Source organism: Polyangium sp. y55x31 (assembly GCF_029946505.1).
Lineage (GTDB): Bacteria > Myxococcota_A > Polyangia > Polyangiales > Polyangiaceae > Polyangium.
Genome location: NZ_JARZHG010000001.1, coordinates 179,732 through 204,321, shown reverse-complemented (window position 1 = coordinate 204,321; position 24,590 = coordinate 179,732). Strand labels below are relative to the sequence as shown.

Below are 24,590 nucleotides of genomic sequence, written 5' to 3'. Positions count from 1 at the left end.
GACGAGCTCTACAAACCGGCCTTCGCGATCCGCCCCAAGAGCGCTGCAAGCACCCGTTATGGCGAGTGTGCCGCCGCCCGAGATACGTCGGATCGCTGGCATGTGCTCCGTCACACCCTTGCGAGCCACCTCGCCATGAACCAGGAACGCCTCGGCCGTCAAGCGCCTGGAGGGGCCCTCCAGGCCCGACGAGGGCGCCGTGCAAGCGGCTTCCGCGCCGCGGTCTCTGTACAGTCCAGCCGATGGGACCAGGGGGGACCACCCGCCGTTGGGCGGGCAATGGGCCCGCAGCGCAGCAATGATCGATACGAGCCGTGCGTCTCTCCGGTTCGTGGCGGCACCACGCGCGAAGCGCTGCGCGCAGCGGTGCGGTGACGGGTACGTTTTTGATGTTCCGTGGTCGACGAAAGCTTCCACCTGTTGGTAAACTGCTCGATGCAGCGTCCTTGTTTGTGGTTCGTCTAACGTTGGTTGGGCGGTGTTCTTGTTTACGCCTGGGTGGGTGCACGATGCATACTGCAAACGAAACCGTCGAGACCACCCACCCGTGAGGCCCCGCTTGCTCGCCGGCAATTGGCTGAACGTTCCTTGACCCATGGTAAAGAGTGCTGTTGCGGTCGAGCTTGATTCCGAGCAAGTTACGCAGGAGCAGGCGCGCGCCACCGTCATCATTGCCGCTACGTTCGCGAGCGAGCCCCTGAGCGACACCCTGGCGTTCTGGATGGCCGAGCTCGGAATCCCTGCCGAGATCCACTTCGCACCCTACAATCAGGTCTTCCAGCAGCTCCTCGATCCTGCGAGCGAATTCACGCGCAGCGGTCCGGGCGCGAACGTCGTCCTCTTGCGGCTCGAGGATTGGCTCACCGAAGGAAGTCACACAGAGCCCCCCGGAGAACGGCTCACTCGGATCACGAACGACTTCGTCCGCGCTCTCTGCGCCACGCCGCGCCGGCTTCCTTGCCTGGTTTTCCTTTGCCCAGGCGACCCCGACGCAGACGCCGAAAGACGCATATTGCTCGCGCGTGCCGAACAGGAGCTCGCCCTAGCCGCTCGTGCCATCGACGGTGTGCACGTCGTGACCAGCGAGGCCGTCGGCACCGTGTACCCCACCTCCGAATGGTATGACCCGATCGGAGAGAAGCGCGGCCACGTCCCGTACACGATTCCGTTCTTTTGTGCGCTCGGGACCCTCATTGCACGCAAGATCTCCGCGCTCCTCCGGCCGCCTCACAAGGTGATCGTGCTCGATTGTGATCAGACCTTGTGGCGCGGCGTCGTCGCCGAGGACGGGCCCTTGGGCGTGATCCTCGACGCGCCCCGGCGGGCGCTGCAGGACTTCGTCGTCGCCGAGCAGGCCAAAGGAAAGCTCCTTTGCCTTTGCAGCAAGAATGAGGAAGACGACGTTCTTGCCGTTTTCGACGAGCGCCGCGACATGCCGCTCGAACGTCGGCATTTCGTGGCGACCCGCATCAACTGGCGCCCCAAGCCGGAGAACGTGCGCGACCTGGCGCGCGAGCTAGGCCTCGGTCTCGACAGCTTCATCTTCATCGACGACAATCCCATCGAATGCGCCGAGATGAGGGACCATTGCCCCGAGGTCCTCACCCTCGAGCTTCCCGAGGACGGGAGCCGGATCCCGTCGCTCCTCGCGCACGTATGGGCCTTCGACCAGATGGTGATCACGGAGGAGGACCGGAGTCGGACGGAGCTCTATCTGCAGAACGTGCAACGAGCGAGCTACCAGCGAACGGCCTTCCATTTCGCCGAGTTCATCGCCGGGCTCGGGCTCGAGGTCGACATCGCGCCGCTCGACCCGGCACGTATTCCCCGAGCCGCGCAGCTCACGCAGCGCACGAACCAGTTCAATACGACCGTGCGCAGACGCAGCGAGGGCGAGCTCCTCGATCTCTGCCGCTCGGGCGCGCTCGAATGCAGGGCCGTGACCGTCTCCGATCGCTTCGGAGCCTACGGCCTCGTCGGCTTGCTCCTCTTCGAGACGCAAAGCGATACGCTCGTCGTCGACACGCTTCTCCTGAGCTGCCGCGTGCTCGGACGTGGCGTCGAGCATCACGTCATGCGTCACCTCGGCTCGATCGCGATCGAGCGGGGAATCACGTGGATCGACGTGCCCCTGAGGCCAACGAAGAGGAACCGCCCCGCGTGTGATTTCGTGCGCGCCCTCGGAGGCGAGGTGCGCGACGACGGCGACGGCGCGTGGACGGCGCGCTGCCGGGCTTCGACGATGGCCATGCTCGAGTTTCATCCGGGCGAAGGCAAGGAGGAGCTCGCCGCGCATGACGACGCGCCCGCGCCCGTCGCGAAGCGAGGCACGGGCCCGAGCGCCCGCATCTTCGAGCGAATCGCGCGCGACCTCTCCTCGGTCGACGATATCCTCGCGGAGATTCGCCGCCGAAATCAGGGGGCTTGCGCCGCACCGAACGTCGATGTCGCGCGCACGGAGCTCGAGGGCCGGGTCGTCGACCTCTTCGCCGAAGCGCTGGGCGTCGAGCGCGTAGGCATTCGCGACGACTTCTTTGCGCTCGGGGGAGACTCGCTCCGCGCGGTCATGGTGCTCAACCGGCTCCAGCGCGAGGTGGTCGCGTCCCTGGACCTCGACGTCGTGTTCGAGCACAGGACCGCCGAACGACTCGCTGCCCATCTCGAGTCGATTCGCGCCGCGGAGCATGGTCTCGCCATGGGGAAGGGCAAGGATCATGGCCTCCTCGTGATCGAGCGGCAGAATCGAACGAGCGCGATCCCGCTCTCCTATGCGCAGCAGCGTCTCTGGTTTCTGGATCAGCTCGGAGCCGCGTCGTCCTACAACAACTTTTCGGCGGTGAGGATGACGGGCGAGCTCGATGTCGAGGCCCTCTCCTCGGCGCTTTCAGGGCTCGTGCGTCGCCACGAGAGCCTGCGTACGACATTCCACGTCGAGAATGGGATGCCGTGCCAACGCGTCAATGATTTCGCTTCGCTCACCGTTCCCCTCGTCGATCTGCGCCATTTGCCAGGCGAGGAGCAAGTGCGCGAGATGGAACGGCTCGCTCGAACGGAGGCCTCGGAGCCCTTCGATCTCCGTGTCGACCTCGCATTGCGTGCGCGCCTGCTCCGCCTGGGCGACCCTGGCGGCACACCGATCGACCACGTCCTGTTTCTCACGATGCACCACATCGCGTCCGACGGCTGGTCGTATCGGGTCCTCGTTCGGGACCTCCACGCGCTCTACACGTCGTACATCCGGGGAGAATCGCAGCCCCCTCTCCCTGCGCTCTCCGTGCAATACGCGGATTTTGCGGCATGGCAGCGCCAATGGATGAGCGGCGGTGCGCTCGACGCGGAGGCGCGATACTGGAGGAAGCAGCTCGAGCACGCGCCACCGCTCCTCGAGCTCCCCACGAACAGGCCGCGTCCTTCGATCCAGCGATTCCGGGGCAGCAGGGCAGAGTGCCCTCTCGACGCGGAGACCATCCGAGGCCTCCGCGACGTCGGGCGGAGGGCGGACACGACCCTCTTCATGACGCTGCTGGCGGGCTTCGAGGTGCTGCTCGGGCGCCATGGCGGTCAAGAGGACTTCTGCGTGGGCGTGCCCATCGCGAACCGATTTCGACAGGAGCTCGAGCCCCTCATTGGTTTCTTTGCCAATACACTCCCGATCCGGGTCGACCTCTCGGGTGCCCCCACGTTTTTCGAGCTGCTCGCGCAGACCAAGAAGAGGAGCCAGGAGGCATACGCGAACCAACGCCTCCCATTCGAGTGGCTCGTCGAAGAGCTGAACCCGGAGCGCGCCCTCAGCCACAATCCCCTGGTCCAGGTCATCTTCGCGCTGCAACCCGCCTCGATGGCCGACCTCGTCCTGCCGGGGCTCGACGTCCGCGAGATCGCCATCGACGTGCACATCGTTCGCGCGGACATCGAGGTCCACCTCTTCGAGCGAGGCGACGAGGTGGCGGGCTACTGGCTCTACGACGCCGATCTTTTCGATCGGGGCACGATCGATCGGATGATCGGCCATTTCCGGACGCTCCTCCGCGCTGCTGCCGAGCGCCCGGAGAGCAGGGTTTCCGAGCTGCCTCTGCTGACCACCCCGGAGCGGCGCTGGATCATCGACGAATGGAACGGCACGACGGCCGATATCCCGGAGGCTCGCTGCATCCACCAGCTCTTCGAGGAGCAATGCCGGCGCTGCCCCGAGAACGTCGCGCTCGTCTTCGAGGACGGGCAAATCCAGACGCGCCTCACGTACCACGAGCTCAATACGCAGGCGAACCGCCTGGCGCACCATTTACGGAGCATCGGTATCGGCCCGGAGATCGTCGTCGGGCTTTGTCTCCCGCGCTCGGCAAACATGGTCATCGGCATGCTCGGCATCCTCAAGGCTGGGGGCGCCTATCTGCCGCTGGACCCGGCCTACCCGAGCGCCCGCCTCGACCTCATGCTCTCGGACGCGAGGCCGCCTGTCGTGGTCACGGAGGCGCGCTTCGTGGAGCGCCTCCCGCCCTCGGTCGCGCAGCTCGTCTTCATGGACGGCGATGACGTCGTCTCGGCATCGCTCGACGAGGAAAACCCCGACAGCGGCGTCGGTCCGGAGAACCTCGCATACGTCGTCTACACATCCGGATCCACGGGTACGCCGAAGGGTGCGCTCCTCGACCATCGAGGGCTCGTCAATGCCACCGAGGCGCAGATCCGAATGTTCGGTTTGACGAGCAACGACCGTGTCCTGCAGTTTGCGTCTCCCAGCTTCGACGTTTCCGCGTACGAGATCTGGATGGCCCTGCGCGTCGGCGCGTCGCTCTACACGGGCGGCGTGGATGACCTCGCGTCCGGGCAGATGATGTCCGATTTCCTTTCGCGTCACCGTATCACGGCGATGGCCGTGACCCCCTCGACGCTCGCGGCCCTTCCTCCGGCAGACCTGCCCGATTTGCGGATGATACACGTCGGGGGCGAGGCGTGTCCGCCTGCTCTCCTCGAGCAGTGGGGGAAGGGGCGTCAATTCGTCCATGTGTACGGCGCGACCGAGGCGTCGTTGCTGTCGACCGCGATGTTTTGCGACGTCCCCGCGCAGCCGCTCCCGCTGGGACGTCCGATCCCCAATGCGCGCATCTACATCGTCGACCGCGGGGGTCATCTTGCGCCTCTCGGCGTCGCGGGAGAGGTTTGGATCGGCGGGGTCGGGGTGGGGCGAGGGTACCTGAATCGCCCCGAGCTCACGCGTGAAGCGTTCATCGACGACCCATTCGCAAAGGGGCGCGTCTACCGGACGGGAGATCTCGGGCGCCTCCGCGCGGATGGCCATCTGGAGATCCTCGGGCGACTGGATCACCAGGTCAAGGTGCGCGGGATCCGGATCGAGCTCGGTGAGATCGAAGCAGCCCTGCGCGGAATTCCCTGCGTAAAGGACGCGTCGGTCCAAACCTCCGAGGACAATACGGGCGAGAAGCGAATCGTCGCCTACGTCGTCCCGACCCGCGAGCGCGAATCCGTGGAGACCCAGCACGTGAAGGAATGGCAAAGCCTTTACGAAGAGGTCTACGGCGCGACGGGGAGCACCGATGCGTCCGATTTTGCTGGGTGGACTTCCAGCTACACGGGGGAGGACATCCCGACGTCCGAAATGAACGAATGGCTCGAGGGGACGATCGGGGAGCTGCGCGCCCTAGAGCCCACGCGTGTGCTCGACATCGGCTGCGGATCCGGGCTCGTCCTCGCCCGGATCGCGCCACGATGCGACACCTACCTGGGCACGGACTGCTCCGCTCGGGCGATCGCGCGCGCGCATCGGCTCACGCAGGAGAATGACAACCTTCGCTCCGTCCGCCTCCAGCAACGGATGGCGGACGATTTCGAGGGGATCGCCGATCATTCGTTCGACCTCGTCGTGATGAACTCGGTCGTGCAGTATTTCCCGAGCGTGGAGTATTTGCTCGGCGTCCTCCGGGGCGCCCTGCGCGTGACGAGGCCGGGCGGTCACGTATTCCTCGGAGATTTGCGGAACCTCACGCTGCTCCCCGCGCTTCATGCGTCGGTCGCGCTCCATGCATCTCCCGGCGCGCTCGATCGCGGGACGCTCGCCGCGCGTCTCGCGCAGCAGGCGGAGGACGAGGAAGAACTCTTGCTCGCCCCGGGCTTTTTCCTGTCGTTGCCGCGGATCTTGCCGGGTATCGAGGATGTGCGCATACGGCTCCTGCGCGGGCGCGTCCACAACGAGCTCAATCGGTTCCGATATCACGCGATCCTCCGCGTGGGCCCCACGCGTGAGGACCACGTTTTCGCGCACGGGAACGAGGGCGCAGGTGAATGGCGCGATTTCGACCGCGAGGGCCTCAGCCTCGTCGATCTCGGCAAGCAGCTCCAGGCGTCGCAGGCGCCCGCCCTGTTGCTTCGCAACATCCCGAATGCGCGATTGTGGCGTGAGCTCCGCGCACTCCAGTGGTTGGGTGGCGATCATGAGGAGGCCGTCGACGAGCTTCGCGTCGAATGTTCGGGCAAACCGCTCGGTGTCGATCCGGAGGACCTGTGGGCGCTCGGTCAGGAGCACGCATACCGCGTCGAGCTCGGCTGCGCGGAGGATCCCACCGGGGCGACCATGGAAGCGGTCTTCGTGCGCGAGGGCGCGCCCGACCCAGGCATTCGTCGTCGCGTGGAGACGCTGATGCCGCTTTCTGCCTACGCCAACGACCCCTTGCTCGGGAAGCTGCGGCGTACGCTCCCGCCTGCGCTGCGGCAGGCCCTCGCGGCGCGCCTGCCCGACTACATGGTACCCTCGACGTTCACGGTGCTGAACGCCATTCCTTTGACCGCCAACGGCAAAGTCGATCGCGCGGCCCTGCCCATGCCCACCAAGGGCCGGAGCGCAACACGGGCCCGTGGCGGCGCGCCCAGGAGCCCGACGGAGATCACGATCACGCACATCTGGCAAGATGCGCTCGGTACAGAGGCGGTGGGCATCCGCGACGATTTCTTCGAGCTCGGCGGGCATTCGCTCATGGCGACGCGAGTCATCGGCAGGATGCGCGACGCGTTCGGCGTGCACGTCCCATTGCGCATCCTCTTCGAGCGGCCGACCATCGAGCTCCTCGCGGAGCACGTCGATGCGTTGAAGTCCGCCGGGGAGAACGAGAGCGCTGCCGCTCCGTCGCCGATTCCGAAGGCTCCGCGCGACGGCGCATTGCCGGCCTCCTTTGCCCAGCAGCAGTTATGGTTGCTCGACCAGCTCGGTTTGGGTCGCGCATACCACAGTCAGTTTGCCGTGAACCTGGAAGGGCCGCTGGATGTTCTCGCGCTCGAGCGGTCACTCGAGGAGATCGTGCGGCGCCATGAGACCCTGCGGACGAGCTTCCTGGAGGCGCGCGGCGAAATCTGGCAGATCATTCGACCGCCGTCGACGTTTTGCCTCCGCATCGTGGACCTCTCGGGGCTCGCTCCGCCGTCGAGCGCCGACGTGTTGCGGTCATGGATCGAGACGGACGGAGACGAGCCTATCGATCTCGAGAACGGTCCCATGCTGCGCGGCCGGCTTCTTCGACTCGGGGACCAGCGATCCGTACTGCTCTTGACGATGCATCACATCGCCTCCGATGGCTGGTCGATCGGCGTTCTCTGCCGTGAGCTTTCGGATCTGTATTCGGCATTCTCGTGCGGGAGGCCGTCGGGTTTGCCGGAGCTCTCGATCCAGTATGCGGATTACGCGGTCTGGCAGCGGGAGCGGCTCCGAGGGGAGGTCTTCGAGCGCGAGCTCGGTCTCGTCTGCGAGAGGCTTCGGGGCGCGCCGACGCTGCTCGACCTGCCCTCCATGACGGACGCTGTCGTGCCGCCGCGGCACGGCGAGAGGCGCGCCGGGTGCGTGACGTTCCGGCTCGACCGGGATATCGCGGAGGGTCTACGGCGCATCGGCCGGCAGAGCGGCGCCACTCTTTTCATGATCACGCTCGCCGCCTTCCAGGTGCTGTTGTCGCGTTACACGGCAATGGTCGATCTGCTCGTCGGGACCCCGGTCGCCAATCGCGAGCAAGAGTCCCTCGAACCGCTGATCGGCTACTTCGTCAACACGGTCGTCCTGCGCGGCGACCTCAAGGGAAACCCGACGTTTCTGGAGTTCCTCGCTCGCATCAAGGAGGCGACGCTTTGGGCGTTCGAGCGCCAGGAGCTGCCCTTCGAGCGGGTCGTGGAGGCGCTCGCCGTCGAGCGCGTCCCGCGCCGCAATCCGCTTGTTCAAGTCCTCTTTGCCGTCCAAAACGCCCCGACAGCGTCGCTCACGCTGCCGGGGATCTCGGCCACGCCCTTTCCGCTCGAGCAGACGCGGGCGCGAATGGATCTCGAGGTCGACATCATCGAGACCGAAGACGGCCTGGCATGTGTGTGGGTCTACGATGAGGAGCGCCTCGACGCAGCGACGGCCGCGCGAATGACCTCCCATTTCAGGATGCTGCTCGATTCCATCGTTGCTGATCCATCGCGCAACGTGTGCGATCTGGAGATGTTGACGCCGGAGGAGAGGCGGCAAATCCTGATCGAATGGAATGAGACGGCCCTCGATCCGACTCCGGATCGGTGCATTCACCACCTCATCGAGGAGCAGTGCGCGCGGACACCGGACGCCGTGGCGATCGTATTCGATGAAATGGGCGTAGGTTCCCGCAGCCTGACGTACCGCGAGCTCGACGAGCGCTCGAACCGGCTCGCGCACGAGCTCCGCGCCCTCGGCGTGGTCCGCGAGACGCTCGTCGCCATGCTCGTCGAGGCGTCGATCGAGATGGTGGTGGGAATGCTCGCCGTGCTCAAGGCCGGCGGCGCTTACGTACCGATGGATCCCAAGAGTCCTCGGGATCGTGTGACGTTCATGCTCGAGGACACCGGCGCGCGCATTCTCCTCACCCAGCCAGAGCTCGCTTCGACGGTGCCACGAAGTGATGTGCGTGTCGTCGTCTTGCCGCGCGACGGAGCGGCGGCTTCGTTGGCGCTTCCGACGAAGGCACCCGAGAGTGGCGTCGCGCTCGCCGACCTCGCGTACGTCATTTATACGTCCGGATCGAGCGGGCAGCCCAAGGGCGTGCAAATCGAGCATCGATCCCTCGTGACGCATTGCGCGCACTATCGCCGATTCCACGCCCTGTCTCCCGCCGACCGCGTGCTCGTCCTCGCGTCGTACCACTTTGATGCCTCGGTCGAGCAGCTCTTCCCCGCGCTTTGTGCCGGTGCCACGGCCGTGCTCCCGAACTGGGATCTCGAGCCGCGCGCATTCACACAAAAGCTCGTCGAGCTCGGCGTGTCCGTGCTCGACACGTCGGGCGTGCACTGGCGTGGGCTCACGCTCGAGTGGCTCGACGATCCTGCGCTGCTTTCTGGGCATCGCTTGCGCACCCTGATCATCGGCGGAGACGTCATGCCCGCCGATGTACTCGGCCCATGGCGAAAAACGCCCCTCGCCGAGCACGTCCGGCTCTTCAATTGTTATGGTCCAACCGAGGCCACGGTTGCCGCCGCCGTGTACGAGGTGCCGCGTGACTTCGATGCGAGACGCGCCCGCATCCCCGTGGGCAAACCGCTCGCGCATCGCACCGCCTACGTGCTCGATCGTCATCAGAGGCCGGTCGCCGTGGGGGTTCCGGGCGAGCTCTACATCGGTGGGATCGGCCCCGCCCGTGGCTATCTCGGGCAGCCCGCGCTCACGCAGGAGAAATTCGTCGTGCTCGATGCGCTGCCGCCGCCGCCCGGGTCGAGCGGCGAAGCCGGGCCTCGCCGCCTTTACAGGACGGGAGATCTGGTTCGGTGGTTGCCCGATGGAACGCTCGATTTCCTGGGGCGGATCGACAACCAGATCAAGATTCGCGGTTATCGCGTCGAGCCCGAGGAGGTCGAGGCGAACATCCGTCAGCTCCCTGCGGTGCGGGACGCGGCGGTGGTCGTGCAGGAACTCGGCAATCAGCGAGCACTCGTGGGATACGTCGTCCCCGCCGAGGGGCGCGGCGCGGGGATCGAGGAGGAGATCCTCGAAGCGTTGCGGGTGACATTGCCGGAGCACATGATCCCATTGCGTATTGTCGTCCTTTTCGAGATCCCCCGTATCACGACGAGCGGGAAGGTCGATCGTGCTGCGTTGCCGATGCCGACATCGACGCGCTCGACGGCCCCTCCGGTGGCGGCCCGCACGAAGACCGAGGCGGCGGTCGCTGCCATTTGGCAGGACATCCTCGGACGCGGAAGCGTCGGGATCCACGACGATTTCTTCGAGCTCGGCGGCCAATCTCTCATGGCGACACGGGTGCTCGCCCGGCTCAACCGCGCCTTCTCCGTACGATTGCCGCTCCAGCGCATCTTCGAGCTACCCACCGTGGCCGCCCTCGCTTCGTTCCTCGATCATGCGGCGCTGGCGCGTGATCTCGTGGCGAGGAGCGAGAGCATCGTGTCCACGCGAGACGATGGCGTCACGGAGGAACACGAAGAAGAGGGCGATCTGTGATGACCATCGAAAGGTTGCTCGAAGACGCTCTCGCGCGTGGTGTCAAGTTATGGGTCGAGGGCGACCGCCTTCGCTTCAGGGCGCCGCGAGGCGCCCTCACGGACGCGCTGCGCGAGGAGATTTCGAGGCACAGGGACGATATCATCGCGTTTCTCCGGCAGGTTGTCGTGGCGGAACAGGAGTCGCCCATCGAGCCAGTGCCGCGAGCCGGTGGGCTTCCTCTCTCCTTCGCACAACAGCGTCTCTGGTTTCTCGATCGGATGGGCAGCGCCGCGGCGTACAACATGCCCATTGCGCTGCGCCTCTGCGGCACGCTCGACCTCGACGCGCTTCGGCGGAGCCTCGACGAAATCGTACGCCGCCACGAGACCCTGCGAACGACGTTTTCGGAGCGCGATGGGGAGCCGTATCAGGTCGTCCATGACCCCGCGCCCATTTCGTTCCCCATCATCGATCTCCGCCATCTTTCCCTGGAAGAGCAGGAGGCGGACGTGCGGCGGCTCGCCCGCGAGGAGGCCGGGCGACCCTTCGATCTGGCACAGGATCCAATGCTGCGCGCGACGATCCTCGCGTGTGGCGCGAGAGACGAGGAGGTTCGCGAGCACGTTCTTTTCCTGACCCTGCACCACATCGCCTCGGATGGCTGGTCGATGGGCGTGCTCATGCATGAGCTCGAGAGTCTTTATGGAGCGTTCGCCGCCGGACGACCATCGCCGTTACCCGACCTTGCGATACAATATGCGGACTTCGCGGTATGGCAGCGGCGAAGCCTCTCGGGCGACGCTCTCACCGAGCTGATCTCGTACTGGAAAAAGGCGCTGTCGCACGCGCCCGCCTTGCTCAGGCTCCCAACGGACCATCCGCGCCCGCGTACAGCCGCGTTCCGCGGCGAATCGATCCCGTTTCGAATCTCCGAAGAGCTCACGCGAGGCCTCTCGGGCCTGGGCCTCTCCACGGGCGCTACCCTCTTCATGACGTTGCTCGCCGCGCTCCACGTGCTCCTCGGCCGCTCTTGCGCCGAAACGGACATCGTGGTCGGCGCGCCGATCGCCGGTCGCGGCCGGACCGAGATCGAGCCGCTCATCGGGTTTTTCGTCAATCCCCTCGCGCTTCGCGCCGATCTGTCGGACAACCCGACCTTCCTCGATCTGCTTTCGCGTGTCCGGAAAGCAGCGCAGGACGCGTACGCGCATCAAGATCTGCCATTCGAGCGCCTCATCGATGAGCTCGCGCCCGAGCGCAATCCGAGCTTCCATCCCCTGGTCCAGGTCGCGCTGGCGCTTCAGAACACGCCGGAGAGGGAAATGGCCCTACCAGGGCTCGTGGTCCATCGAATTCCCGACGAGGCCCAGTACACGCGGCTCGATCTCGAGGTGCACCTCACCGAGCGAGACGGCGCGCTCACGGGCCATTGGGTCTACGATACCGCGCTCTTCGAATCAGGCACCATCAAGCGAATGATCGCCCGCTACCAGACGCTGCTCGCAGGCATCGTGGCGCAGCCGGGGGCGAGGGTCGGCGATCTGCCCATGCTCGATGGCACCGAGCAGGCATTCTGCCTGGCGAAGGGCACCGGGCCGACCGCAACATACCCGCGCGAAGCGGGCGTCCACCGTGTCTTCGAGGCACAGGTCGAGCGGACGCCCGACGCCCTGGCGCTGCTGTTCGATGATGGGGCGCGCGCCATGACGCTCTCGTATCGCGAGCTCGACGAACGCGCGAACCGACTCGCGAACCACCTCCAATCACGAGGTGTCGGTCCGGAGACGCTTGTCGGCCTCTGCTTGCCGCGTGGTATCGACCTCATCGTCGCGCTCCTCGCCATCCTCAAGGCTGGAGGCGCATATTTGCCGCTCGATCCAGAGTACCCCAAGGAGCGCCTCGCGCTCATGATCGAGGACGCGCGGCCGCTGCTCGTGATCACCACGGCCAGACTCGCGGATCGACTCGGGCATGGTATCGCGGTGCTACGCCTGGACGCGGAGGCCGATGCTGCTGCCATCACATCCGCTTCCCCGGAGGCCCCTCGAAGTGATGCAGGGCCGAAAACCCTCGCGTACGTCATCTATACCTCGGGCTCCACGGGAAAACCCAAGGGTGTACTCGTCGAGCACCGAGGCCTTTGCAATGTCGTCGAGGCCGAGAGGCGCATCTTCGAGCTCGGACCGAGCGACCGCGTGCTCCAATTCGCCTCGATATGCTTCGACGCCGCTACATTCGAGATCTGGATGGCGCTCTCGGTCGGCGCCGCGCTCTGCATGGGCGTGCGCGAGGTTATGCTGCCCGGTGGTCCGCTCGAAGCATTCCTTGCGCGCCACCGCGTCGCCGCCGCCACGCTCACCCCCTCGGTGCTTTCGGCTCTCTCCGCCGAGCCGCTCCCGCACCTGCACACGATCAACGTCGCCGGTGAGGTTTGCTCGGCGGAGCTCGTGAGGATATGGGGCCGTGATCGCCGGTTCTTCAATCTTTATGGCCCGACCGAGGCGACGATCTGGTCGTTGGCGATGCGTTGCGTGGATGCACGCGAGACCCCGCCGATCGGTCGACCCATCGACAATACGCAGGCGTACGTCCTCGAGCCCACGTTGGCTCTCGCGCCCATCGGTGTCGTGGGTGAGCTCTACATTGGTGGTTCGGGGGTGGCGCGTGGTTATCTGAACAGACCCGAGCTCACGGCTTCACGCTTCGTCGAGAGCCCCTTCGGCGATGGCAGGCTCTACCGGACGGGGGATCTCGCGCGGCTCCGCGCGGACGGCTGGTTCGAATTCCTGGGGCGCGCCGATGAGCAGGTCAAAGTCCGGGGGCATCGCGTCGAGCCGGGGGAGATCGAGGCCGCGATCGCTCTGCATCCTGCGGTCCGCGACGTGAAGGTTTTGCTCCGTGACGATACGAGAGGCGAGCCGCGGCTCGTGGCGTACGTCGTTCCGAAATCGGGCGACGATGCAATGCAAGACGAACATGTCGAGCAATGGCGGCGGCTCTATGAAGAGACCTACGCCGAAGAGCACGACGGCGACGACGCCGCGTTCAACATCACCGGCTGGAATTCGAGTTATACGGGACGACCCATTCCTGCCATCGAGATGGCCGAGTGGACGGAAGCCACCGTGCGGGAGATTCGCGCGCTTCGCCCGCGCCGTGTGCTCGAGATCGGCTGCGGGTCGGGCTTGCTTCTCGCTCGTGTTGCGCCGGATTGCGAAGCGTACTGGGGAACGGACCACGCAGCAAGCGCCCTCGCGCATGTCGAGCGAATGAGGAGTGCTCTCGGCAATCTCGAGCACGTGAAGCTTTCTCAGCGAATGGCGGATGATTTTGCCGGTATACCCGAAGGATTCTTCGATGTCGTGGTCCTGAACTCTGTCGCTCAGTATTTCCCGAGCGTCGATTACATGCTCCGCGTCGTCGAGGGCGCGCTCCGGGCCGTAGCGCCACGCGGAGCCGTGTACATCGGCGACGTGCGGAGCTTCAAGCTGCTCGAGGCGTACCACGCGTCGGTGCAGCTCTTTCGAGCGCCCGACGAGATGCGGCGGTCCGAGTTCGCGGCGCTCGTGGAGCAACGGATCCTCGAGGAGGAGGAGTTGCTCCTCGACCCAGATTTTTTCCTGGCACTGCGATCGAAGTGGCCGCAGATCGAAAATGTCGAGCTCGGATTCAAGCGAGGCCGCTTCCACAACGAGCTCACGCGTTTCCGTTATCAGGTCGTCCTGCGCCTCTCGGGCGCTGGCGTAGCGCGCGCCGAGCGGACGATGCCCACGCGCGTCGAGAATTTCGCGCGGTCGTCGTGGACCCCAGAGTCCCTGAGGGAGTGGCTCGTCATGGTTCAGCCCGACCATGTCGGTATCGCGAACGTGCCCAATGCGCGACTCGGCGCGGAATCGAGGACGATCGCATGGCTCGCGCAACCGCATGAGGAGCGCGTCTCCGAGCTTCGCCGAGCCATTGCGGAGGGACCAAAAGGCGTGGATCCCGCGGATCTCTTCGCGCTGGGCGATGTGTTGCCTTATGATGTCGACATTTTCTGGTCTTCCACCGGCGATGTCGGGACGATGGATGTCGTCTTGTCCAGGCGCGGGAGCGAAGCGCGACGGGGAGATGCGACGATTCGGACATCATGCCCGACGTCGTTGCCGTGGAGGGCGTATGCGAACAACCCCCTCCTCGGCAAGCTGCACCGCCGCCTCGTCCCGCTCCTGCGGGACGCGCTGTCCGCGAAGTTGCCGGAGTTCATGCTCCCTGCAGCCTGGGTGACGCTGGACGCATTGCCCATCTCGTCGAATGGCAAGGTCGATCGGAAGGTGCTGCCCGCGCCCCTGCCGCAGCGGGACGCTTCTCGCCAGGCCTTCGTCCCACCCCGCAGCGAGACGGAGAACGCCGTCGCCCGTATCTGGTCCGAGGTCCTTCGCGTGGATCCCATCGGTATCCACGATAACTTCTTCGAGCTTGGCGGACATTCCTTGTTGGCGACGCAGATCGTGTCGCGCGTCCGGAGCTCGCTCGCGCGAGAGGTTCCGCTCCGGGAATTTTTCGCCAGACCCACGATCGCCGGGCTCGCCGAGTTTCTCCACGCTACCGCGCAGGGGGGAACGAAAAGGGCAGCGGACGCTATCGTACCGGCATCTCGGCAAGGGCCAGTGCCCGCGTCGTTTGCGCAAGAGCGGTTGTGGTTTCTGGATCGATGGGGCGCCGGAGTGGCATACAACGTCTTCGGGGCGTTGCGGGCGATCGGCGATCTCGATGTCCGTGCCCTCGAACGCGCGCTCGGCGACATCGTACGTCGCCACGAGGTCCTCCGCACGACGTTTGCGCTGGAAGGCTCCGAGCTACGCCAGATCATCCACCCGGACGTCACGCTCACGTTGTCGGTCGTGGACATCGAACGTATCCCCGGCGACGAGCGTGACATCGAGATCGAGCGGATGGCGGAGATCGAGTCCGGAAGACCATTCGACCTCACGACCGATTGCATGCTGCGTGCTCTTCTGCTGCGTCTCGCGGCCGATGAACACGTCCTTTTCCTCCACATGCACCATATCGCCGCCGACGGGTGGTCGATCGGGGTCCTCTGGCGAGAGCTCTCTGCGCTTTACACGGCATTCCTCCGCGGAGAAGAGCCACGGCTGCCTGCGCTGCCGATCCAGTATGCGGATTACGCCCTCTGGCAGCGCCGATGGCACGAAGGCGAGGAGCATTCTGCGCTGCTCGGGTACTGGACGGAAAAACTTCGGGGTGCGCCCGAGCTTTTGCTGCTCCCCGTGGATAAACCGCGTCCACCGGTGCAGACGCATCGTGGCGCCGTGGTGTCGTTCCGGATCGCTGGGGAGCTCGCCTCGGGTCTCTCGAAGTTGTGCCGGAGGACGGGCGCGACGCTGTTCATGGTATTGCTCGCGGCCTTCGACATTCTGCTCTCGCGTCTCTCCGGTGCGGAGGATGTGGTGGTCGGCGCGCCCATCGCCGCCCGCAATCGCCAGGAGATCGAGCCTCTCATCGGGTTCTTCGTGAATACCCTCGTGCTTCGAGCAAACCTCGCGGGGGATCCCACATTCCTCGAGCTCCTGGCACAGGTGCGGAGGACGACGGAGGAGGCATTTGACCATCAGGACCTACCGTTCGAGCGCCTGGTCGAGGAGATCTCGCCGGCACGGCGCGCGAGTCACAGCCCGCTCGTCCAGGTGATGTTCGCCTTGCAAAACGTGCCGGACGTCGAGCTGTCGCTGCCGGACCTTCGTATTTCGCCGCTCGATCTCGGCCTGCGGACGGCCCGGACCGACATGACGCTGCACGTGACGGAGCGTGAGGACGGGCTCTCCGGATACTGGCTTTACAATACGGATCTCTTCGAAGAAGCCACCATTCTGCGCTGGACTGATTCCTTCAAGACGTTGCTCGCCGAAGTGGTGGACCATCCAGAGGAGCGGGTAGGGCGGCTACGATTGCTCACGGGGCTGGAGCGGCGGCGGCTCCTCGTCGAATGGAATGATACCTGGGCGCAGTTCCCATCCGGCCGGTGCGTTCACGAGCATTTCGAGGAGCAAGCGAGGAGAGCTCCCGATGCGATCGCGGTGGAGTACGAAGGACAGCGGATGAGTTATGGGGTCCTCGACGCCCAAGCGAATCGATTGGCGCATCACCTGCGCTCCCTGGGCGTCGGGCCCGAGGTGCTCGTAGGGCTTTGCGTGGATCGGTCGCTCGATATGATGGTGGGCCTGCTCGGCATCCTCAAAGCCGGCGGCGCGTACGTGCCCATCGACCCCTCGTATCCGGCGGGGCGCATGAAATTCCTCCTGGAGGATACCCGAGCCCCCGTGCTCCTGACGCAAACCCACCTCGAGGCGAGGGCGCCTGCAACTGGGGCGCGCGTCGTATGCCTGGACGAGGCCCCTTGCCCGTGGTCGACATTGCCCCACACGCCTCCGCAGACGGGAGTTCGCCCGCATCATGCAATGTATGTGATCCACACGTCGGGCTCCACGGGGAGGCCCAAAGGGGTCGTCGTCGAGCACGCGTCCGCCGTGAACCTCGCCTTCGCGCTGGATCGCGCCGTTCATGCGGGATACCGATCGTCGCAGCGCGTCGCGCTCAATGCGTCGATCTCGTTCGACGCGTCGGTCAAGCAATGGCTCCGGCTCTTGTTCGGCGACACCCTCCTTCCCGTGCCGCAGGAGGTGCGGCTCGACGGCGAGCGTTTCGTTGATTTCCTGAAGATACGAGCGATTGACGTACTCGATTGCACTCCAATGCAGGCCGCGCTGCTCCTCGACGCGGGGCTCTACGCGAACGGCTTAGGGGGGCCTGGCTGCATCCTCGTCGGCGGAGAGGCCATCGATGGTACGACCTGGTCGCGCCTCTCCCGCGTGGAGTCTCTGAAGGCATTCAACGTCTACGGTCCAACCGAGTGCACGGTCGACGTCACCGCGACGAGGATCCAAGCATCCTCGGAGCCGATCCTCGGTCGCCCGCTCGCCAATGTGCGCGTATATGTGCTCGACGCTGGACGCGAGCTTTTGCCGATGGGGGCGCCGGGCGAGCTGTACGTTGGCGGAGCCGGCGTCGCGCGAGGGTATCTGAATCAACCCGAGTTGACGGAGGAGCGCTTCGTCCCCTCCCCATTTTCTCCCGAGCCCGGAGCGCGCATGTATCGCACTGGCGATCTCGTGCGGTGGCGCGCCGACGGTAACCTCGAGTTCATCGGGCGGGTCGACGACCAAGTCAAGATCCGAGGCTTTCGTATCGAGCTCGGAGAAATCGAGTCGGTGCTGTCCGCGCATCCCGCCGTTCGTGCGTGCGCCGTCCTCGCTCGTGAGGACACGCCGGGGGACAAGCGGCTCGTGGCCTACGTCGCTCCATCGAAGGATGGTGTCGCGCCGAGCGCGCTGCGCGAGCACCTGCGGGCTACGTTGCCCGAGTACATGGTTCCGTCTGCATTCGTGACGCTCGACGTTTTACCAAGCACGCCCAACGGAAAGGTCGATCGCAGAGCGCTCCCGGCGCCGGCGCTGGACAGCGTAAGCCCTCTTCGAAGAGCGCCGCGTTCACGCACGGAGCACGCTCTCGTCGGATTATGGCAGGAAATGCTCGGCGTGAAGGACGTCGGCCCGACCGAGGACTTTTTCGCCCTCGGGGGTCATTCACTGCTCGTCGTTCGCCTGCTCTCCGCGATGAAGTCGGCGCTCGGGTATGCGCCCTCGATGGCGACGTTTTTCCAGCGCCCGACGATCGAGGCCATCGCGGCGCTCGTCGATGAGACGGTGGAGAGGCCCGAGCGTGCCGCTGACGTGCGACTCCACGAGCGAGAGAGTGGAGCTCCGCCGTACGCGGGCCTCTCCAGCACGGAACGTCGCATCTGGTTTCTCGAGCGCCTCTACCCGGATGCTCGAGCGTACCAGGTGCCACGTTCGTTCCGGATAACGGGCGATTTCGACGCAGAGGCGCTCCGAGCCAGCCTCTTCGCGCTGAGCGAGAGGCACGAGATCCTCCGGACGGGTTATCCGGAGGTCTCCGGCGCGCCCACTCGCGTGGTATGGGATCGGGCAGCCATTGGCTTTCACGTCGTGGATCTCTCCGCGCTCCTCGATGACGCACGCGATGCGTCCCTCCGCGATGTCTTCTCGACAGAGATTGCAACGCCGTTCGATCTCGAGCGAGGCCCGCTCACGCGTGTGCTCGTGGCTCGCATCTCTGCCGACGAGCACGTCGTTTTGCTCCATCAGCACCATATCATCACCGATGAATGGTCCACCGGAATCTTGATGCGCGAGTGGGCCACACGCTACGACGCCATCCGCCGCGGAGAGGACTCCGCGATCTCTTCGCCGCGCTTCCAGTTCTCCGATTATGCCCGTGCAGAGCAGGACGCGCTCGAAGGTGGAGCCTTCGAGCCCTCACGCGAATACTGGAAGAAGCTGCTCACCGGGAGTCCGAGGCTCACTTTACCATTCGTGCGTGTCGGGGGGGAGCGCGGACCTGGCCCCGTGGATCATGTGTCGTTTTGCCTCGGAGCCGAGGCATCCAGCGCCCTCGGAGCGCTCGCGCGCGCGATCGGCTGCACGCCCTTCATCGTATGGTATGCGGTGATTTCCGCGTTGCTCTCTCGTGCTTCGGGACAGACCGATTTCGTCATCGGGGCTGTCGTGGCCAATCGTGATGTGCCGGGCACGGAGGGGATCCTCGGCTTTTTCACGAACACGGTCGCGCTCCGGGTGATGCTCGATGGCGACCCCAGTGTCCGAGAATGGATCTCTCGTGCCCGGGAGACGGCGATCGAGGCCTACCGTCACCAGGCGCTTCCTTTTGATGTCGTCGTCAGTGACCAGGGAATGGCACGCCGCTCGGGCGAACCCCCGTTCTTCGACGTGAGCTTGTTCGAGGTGACGGGTGCGGAGGGCCTCCCGGGCGGATGGTCGCCGTTCTCTCTCGAGCTACCCGAGGCCGTCATGAACGCGAAGAACGCGCTCGCATTCGCGATCCATCACGATGGCGAGCATGCCGGCGCGACCCTCGCCTTCGACACGTGCCGCGTCGATCGCGCCGCGGTCATCGCGTTACGGGACGACCTCCAAGCGCTGCTCGTCGGCGCGATCCGATTCTCGAACAAGCGAATCTCGGAGCTGTGTCTGCCGAAAGCACGCGACATTGCCGTCGAATCACTTCTCGACGCCCGGGAGACGCATGCAGACCCGCAGGACGAAGGCGCAGCTCCCCGCACGGCCACGGAGGAGGTCGTGGCCCGGATCTGGCGCGACGTGCTGGGAGTTTCCCGTGTGAGCGTGTCCGATGACTTCTTTGGTCTCGGGGGACATTCCTTGCTCATCGTGAAGGTGGCGGCGCGGATACGAACGACGCTCGGCATCGATCCGCCGCTACAACTCCTCCTCCAGAACACGACAGTCGCCGCGCAGTCGGCGCGCATCGACGAGCTACGAGCGCGCAAGCCGGAGAGCGCGCAAGCCATTCCCAAGGCGCTGCGCGACGGACCCTTGCCGCTCTCGCACGCCCAGGAGCGGATCTGGTTTCTGAGCAAGCTCGAGGAGGACAGCACGGCGTACAACATGCCACTGCGCCTCCGGCTTCTGGGTGATCTCGACACCGCAGCGCTCGAAAAGAGCCTGCGTGAGATCGTTCGCCGCCACGAGATCCTGCGCACGAAGTTTGTCGCAATGGACGGCGAGCCGCGACAGGTCATCGGCCCGACGGAATTCTTCCTCCCGGCCGTTGACGTCGCCGCGCGCGGATCCGCGCTGCCCTTTCGGCTCGACGAGGAGCCGCCTTTCCGTGCCCATCTCCAGCGAATCTCGAAGGCGGAGCACGTCCTGTCGATCGACATGCATCATATCGTCTCGGATGGTTTGTCGACCGGCGTGCTCCTTGGCGAGCTCACGGCGCTTTATGCGGCCTTCAGGGAAGACAAACCCTCGCCGCTGTCTGATCTTCCGATCCAGTACGCCGATTTCGCAGTATGGCAACGAGCGCACCTCTCGAACGAGGCGATGGAAGGCAAGCTCGCGTCCTTGGTGCGTGCACTCGGAGGGGCACCGCCCGTGCTTTCATTGCCCCAGGACTTCCCTCGCACGGCACGCAAGGCGTCCGCGGGCGGATCCGTCTCACACTCGCTCGGTCCCGAGCTCTCGCGCTCGGTCAAGTCGCTCGCGAGGCGAAACGATACCACCGTCTTCGTCGTGCTCCTCGCGGTCTTCGGGCTCGAGCTTTCCCGGTGGTCCGGGGAGGAGGAGCTCGTCATCGGCACGCCCGTCGCCGGCCGCAGCCATGTCGAGCTCGAGCCGCTCATCGGGCTGTTCCTGAACATGGTCGCGCTGCGCATCGACGTCTCCGGCAATCCTTCCTTCGAGGGCCTCCTCGGGCGCGTGCGGCGCGTGGCGCAGGAGGGGGTCGCAAACCAGGACGTTCCATTCGAGAAGCTCGTCGCCGCGCTCTCTCCTACGCGGCACCTGAACCATCACCCGGTCTTTCAAGTCGTCTTCAATATGGTGCCGGCGGAGGGCGCCCCGTTCGAGCTACCCGGCCTTCGAGTCGTGGAAGAGACGGCGTGTCCAAGCGTGGAGTCGAAGTACGATCTCACGCTGTACGCCGTGGATCTCGAGGGCGCAATCGAGCTGTGCGCCGTATACGATGCCGAGCTCTTCGCAGCCGACCGCATTCAGCATCTGCTCGATCAATACGAACACCTGCTCCTCCAGGTCTGCGACGAACCGGCGAGGTCGATCGATGCATATTCGCTGATCACGGAGCGCGCGCGTTCGATCCTCCCGGACCTACAGGCCGCGCTCCCCGAGCCGCATCACGCACCCGTCCCGAGCCTCTTTTCGGAATGGGTCGAGCGCACACCTGACAACGTCGCGCTCGTGCGGGGCGCGGAGGCTTGGACGTACCGCGACCTCGCGCAAAAGGCCGCCACCATCTCGAATGCGCTCGTGGAGCTTGGTGTCCGGCAAAGCGACATCGTCGCCATTCGTGGAGGCAAGAGCTTCGGCCTGGTCGCCAGCATGCTCGGAGTGCTCGACGCCGGCGGAGCGTTTTTGCTCCTCGATCCGGGTCTGCCCCGGTCGCGGCTCGCCGCCATGCTGGAGGCGTCGGGGGCCAAATACGCAATTTCGCTCACTGCCGAGGACGACGAGGTCAGGGGGCTCTCGTCCAATATCATCCGGGAGATCCGGGTGGACCCTCGCCACGGCCTCGATGGCCACAGCACGACCCAGGTGGCGCTCGGTACGCGCGCGATACAGCCAAACGCGGCCGCGTACGTCTTCTTCACCTCCGGCACGACAGGCGTTCCCAAGGGAGTGCTGGGCGTTCACAAGAGCCTCTCGCACTTCTTGCAATGGGAGAGGAAGCTGCTTGGCGTGGGTCGAGGCGATCGCGTGGCGCAGCTCATCGCTCTCTCGTTCGATGCCGTGTTGCGCGACATTTTTCTTCCGCTCACGAGCGGAGGTTCGCTCTCGTTGCACACGGATGACGGTCTGATGGACGGGCGCCGGTTCGCCGAGTGGCTGGAGCGGGACCGGATCACGCTCATCCATACCGTGCCATCCGTGGCGGAGACGTGGCTTTCGGACATGGCGGACAGGCGTGCGATCGAAAGCCTTCGCTGCATCGTCCTCGCAGGCGAGCCGCTGCGCGACGTATTGATCCGCCGTTTGCGAGAGGCGTTTCCAAAGGCCAAGATCATGAATTTCTACGGGGCCACGGAGACGACCATGACGAAGTTCTTCTTCGAGGTCCCCGATCGGCCCGTCACAGGCGTGCAGCCGATTGGCCATCCAATGCCCGAGACCCAGGGGCTCGTGCTTCGTAACGGCCATCTCTGTGGCATTGGCGAGGCCGGCGAGATCGTCATCCGGACGCCGTTCCGAACGAACGGGTACATCAATGGCTCCGAGGCAGAACGGAGGCGATTCTCGCCGAACCCGTATCGCGATGACCCCGAGGATCTGCTTTATTTCACGGGCGACGTGGGCCGCTACCGACCGGACGGCACCATTTCGATCTTCGGTCGCCGCGACGAACAGGTCAAGATTCGTGGCGTCCGCGTCGAACTCCGTGCCATCGAGGCAGCGCTCTCACAGCACCCGGACGTCGAGCGTGTTGCCGTCACGACCTTCGGCGAGGGGATGCAAAAGCAAATCGTCGCATACGTCGTCGGGCGTCGAGAGGAAGGTAGCGCGCTCTCCGCTGCGCCTACGGCCGCTGCCTTGCGCCATTTCATGCGAAGCATGGTGCCTGATTACATGATCCCCTCGGCATTCGTAGCGCTCGACACATTGCCGCTCAACACGAGCGGGAAGGTCGATCGTCGAGCGCTGCCACCACCAGCCCTGGCGACGGCTCCTAGGCAAAAGTACGTCCCACCACGGAGCTTTCACGAGCAGAAGTGCCTCGAGATCTGGGAGTCGGTCCTCGATGTCGCGCCCATGGGTGTCCGCGACGATTTTTTCGATCTGGGAGGTCACTCGCTCCTCGCCGTGCGGCTCATGGCGAAGGTCGAGGACGCCTTCGGCAAACGCCTGCCATTGAGCGCCATTTTCCAGCACCCCACGGTGGAGGCGATGACGCAGCTCCTTGCGAGCTTCGATGAGAGTCATGGATGGGCCCCGCTCGTGGCGATCCAGCCCGGAGGCAAGCGGCGCCCGCTCTTTTGCGTCCCCGGCCTTGGTGGCAACGTCGTCGGGTTTCATGGCCTGGCGAAGCACCTCGGACCCGATCTGCCCGTCCATGGCCTCCAAACGGTCGGCCTCGACGGTGTCACCAGGCCGTATTCGACGATCGAGGAGGTCGTCGACCGCTACATAACCGAGATTCGTGCCGTCTCTCCACGCGGGCCTTATCGCCTCTGCGGCCATTCCTGGGGCGGAAGGGTGGCCTTCGCGATGGCGCAGGCGCTCGTCCGGGCCGGCGAAAAGGTAAACCTCTGGATCTTCGATTCTAGCTCACCCGACATGGTGGAACCGAGAAAGAATGATCTGAACGAGGAGCAGGTGATCGCGGACTTCATTTCGGGCGTCGCAGCGACGTTCGATGAGGTCTTTTCGTTCACGGCCGACAAGCTCGCGCCGCTCGCGTCGGACGAGCGCTTCGGCGTCTTGCGGGGCTGCCTCGAGAAGGTTGGGGTCCTTGCGCCGGGGGCGAGCCTCACGCATGTGCGCGGGTTGCTGAACGTCTTCCAAGCCAATCGACGGATGCCTTATGTTCCACGGGACCTCGTCCCCACGCCGTTCGTGCTGTTCGTAGCCGCCGACGACGGCGAAGACCTCGGTCGAAAGAAGGTGGAAGGCTGGTCGGCGCTCGCCTCGGTGACGGCGATACGCGTTCCGGGCATGCATACGAGCATGCTCGAGGAGCCTCACGTCCAGGCGATCGCGCATGTCATCGCCGGGCAACTGGCCGATCTGGATGCACTGGAGGACGTATGAACACCGCGGTCCAGCCGTCGCCCACGCTCGGCATCCTCGGAGGCATGGGCCCCGTCGTCTCTGCCGAGTTCGTCAAGACCATTTATGAATACAATCCGAAGGCCAAGGAGCAGGACGCGCCTCAGGTCATCCTCTTCTCGCTCCCCTCGGCGCCCGATCGCAACGAGAGCATCTACACGAAAAATGAGGAGCGCTTCCTCGTGTTCATGGAGACGCAACTCCGGCGCCTCGATCCTCTCTGCGATCGAATCCTGATCGGCTGCTGCACGGCGCATTATTCGCTGCCGGGGATCACCGCCGAGGCCAAAAAGAAGGTGCTCCCCATCATGACGATCATCGATCGCGAGCTCGAGAGGAGCAACGAGCCCGCGCTGCTCATCGCCACGTTGGGCACCTATGACAAACGCCTGTTTCAAGAGGGCTGCAAGAACGCCCACCGAATCGTCGAGCCTGACCGTACGGATCGGGACGTCATCATGGCGCTCATTTTCGACGTCCTGAAGAAGGGCAGGGATCCGCGCATCGCGCTACCTACCCTCGAGCGCTTGCTCGACAAATACGGGACGCGGACGTTCATTTCGGGGTGTACGGAGTTCCACCTTCTGGCGAAAGCCCTCGACGCCCGCGAAAGCAGCTCGATTCGCGCGATCGATGCGTTCAGCATCGTCGCCCGTGATTTTTACGAAATTGTCCGCTCGGGAACGTAG

3 protein-coding genes are annotated in these 24,590 nt (G+C 65.1%); all 3 read left to right on the top strand.

Features of this window, described 5'->3' with window-relative positions; all coding sequences use genetic code 11:
- The first annotated feature begins 595 nt into the window (after window positions 1-595).
- The 3 genes from QHF84_RS00505 to QHF84_RS00495 are packed head-to-tail and all read left to right on the top strand — an operon-like array spanning window position 596 to window position 24,590.
- Window positions 596-10,462: a non-ribosomal peptide synthetase gene (locus QHF84_RS00505; protein WP_281311128.1), complete on the top strand. Its 9,867-nt coding sequence runs from the start codon at window positions 596-598 to the stop codon at window positions 10,460-10,462.
- On the top strand, window positions 10,462-23,883 hold the full coding sequence (locus tag QHF84_RS00500) for a non-ribosomal peptide synthetase (RefSeq protein WP_281311127.1): 13,422 nt from the start codon (window positions 10,462-10,464) through the stop codon (window positions 23,881-23,883). The genes QHF84_RS00505 and QHF84_RS00500 overlap by 1 nt, the downstream gene beginning before the upstream one ends.
- Window positions 23,880-24,590, top strand: a complete 711-nt coding sequence (locus QHF84_RS00495) for an aspartate/glutamate racemase family protein (protein WP_281311126.1) — start codon at window positions 23,880-23,882, stop codon at window positions 24,588-24,590. The genes QHF84_RS00500 and QHF84_RS00495 overlap by 4 nt, the downstream gene beginning before the upstream one ends.

Excerpts from the sequence above, each read along its gene's own strand:
- QHF84_RS00500 (WP_281311127.1), top strand. The coding sequence starts at position 10,462 with ATGACCATCGAAAGGTTGCTCGAAGACGCTCTCGCGCGTGGTGTCAAG.
- QHF84_RS00495 (WP_281311126.1), top strand. The coding sequence starts at position 23,880 with ATGAACACCGCGGTCCAGCCGTCGCCCACGCTCGGCATCCTCGGAGGC.
- QHF84_RS00505 (WP_281311128.1), top strand. The coding sequence starts at position 596 with ATGGTAAAGAGTGCTGTTGCGGTCGAGCTTGATTCCGAGCAAGTTACG.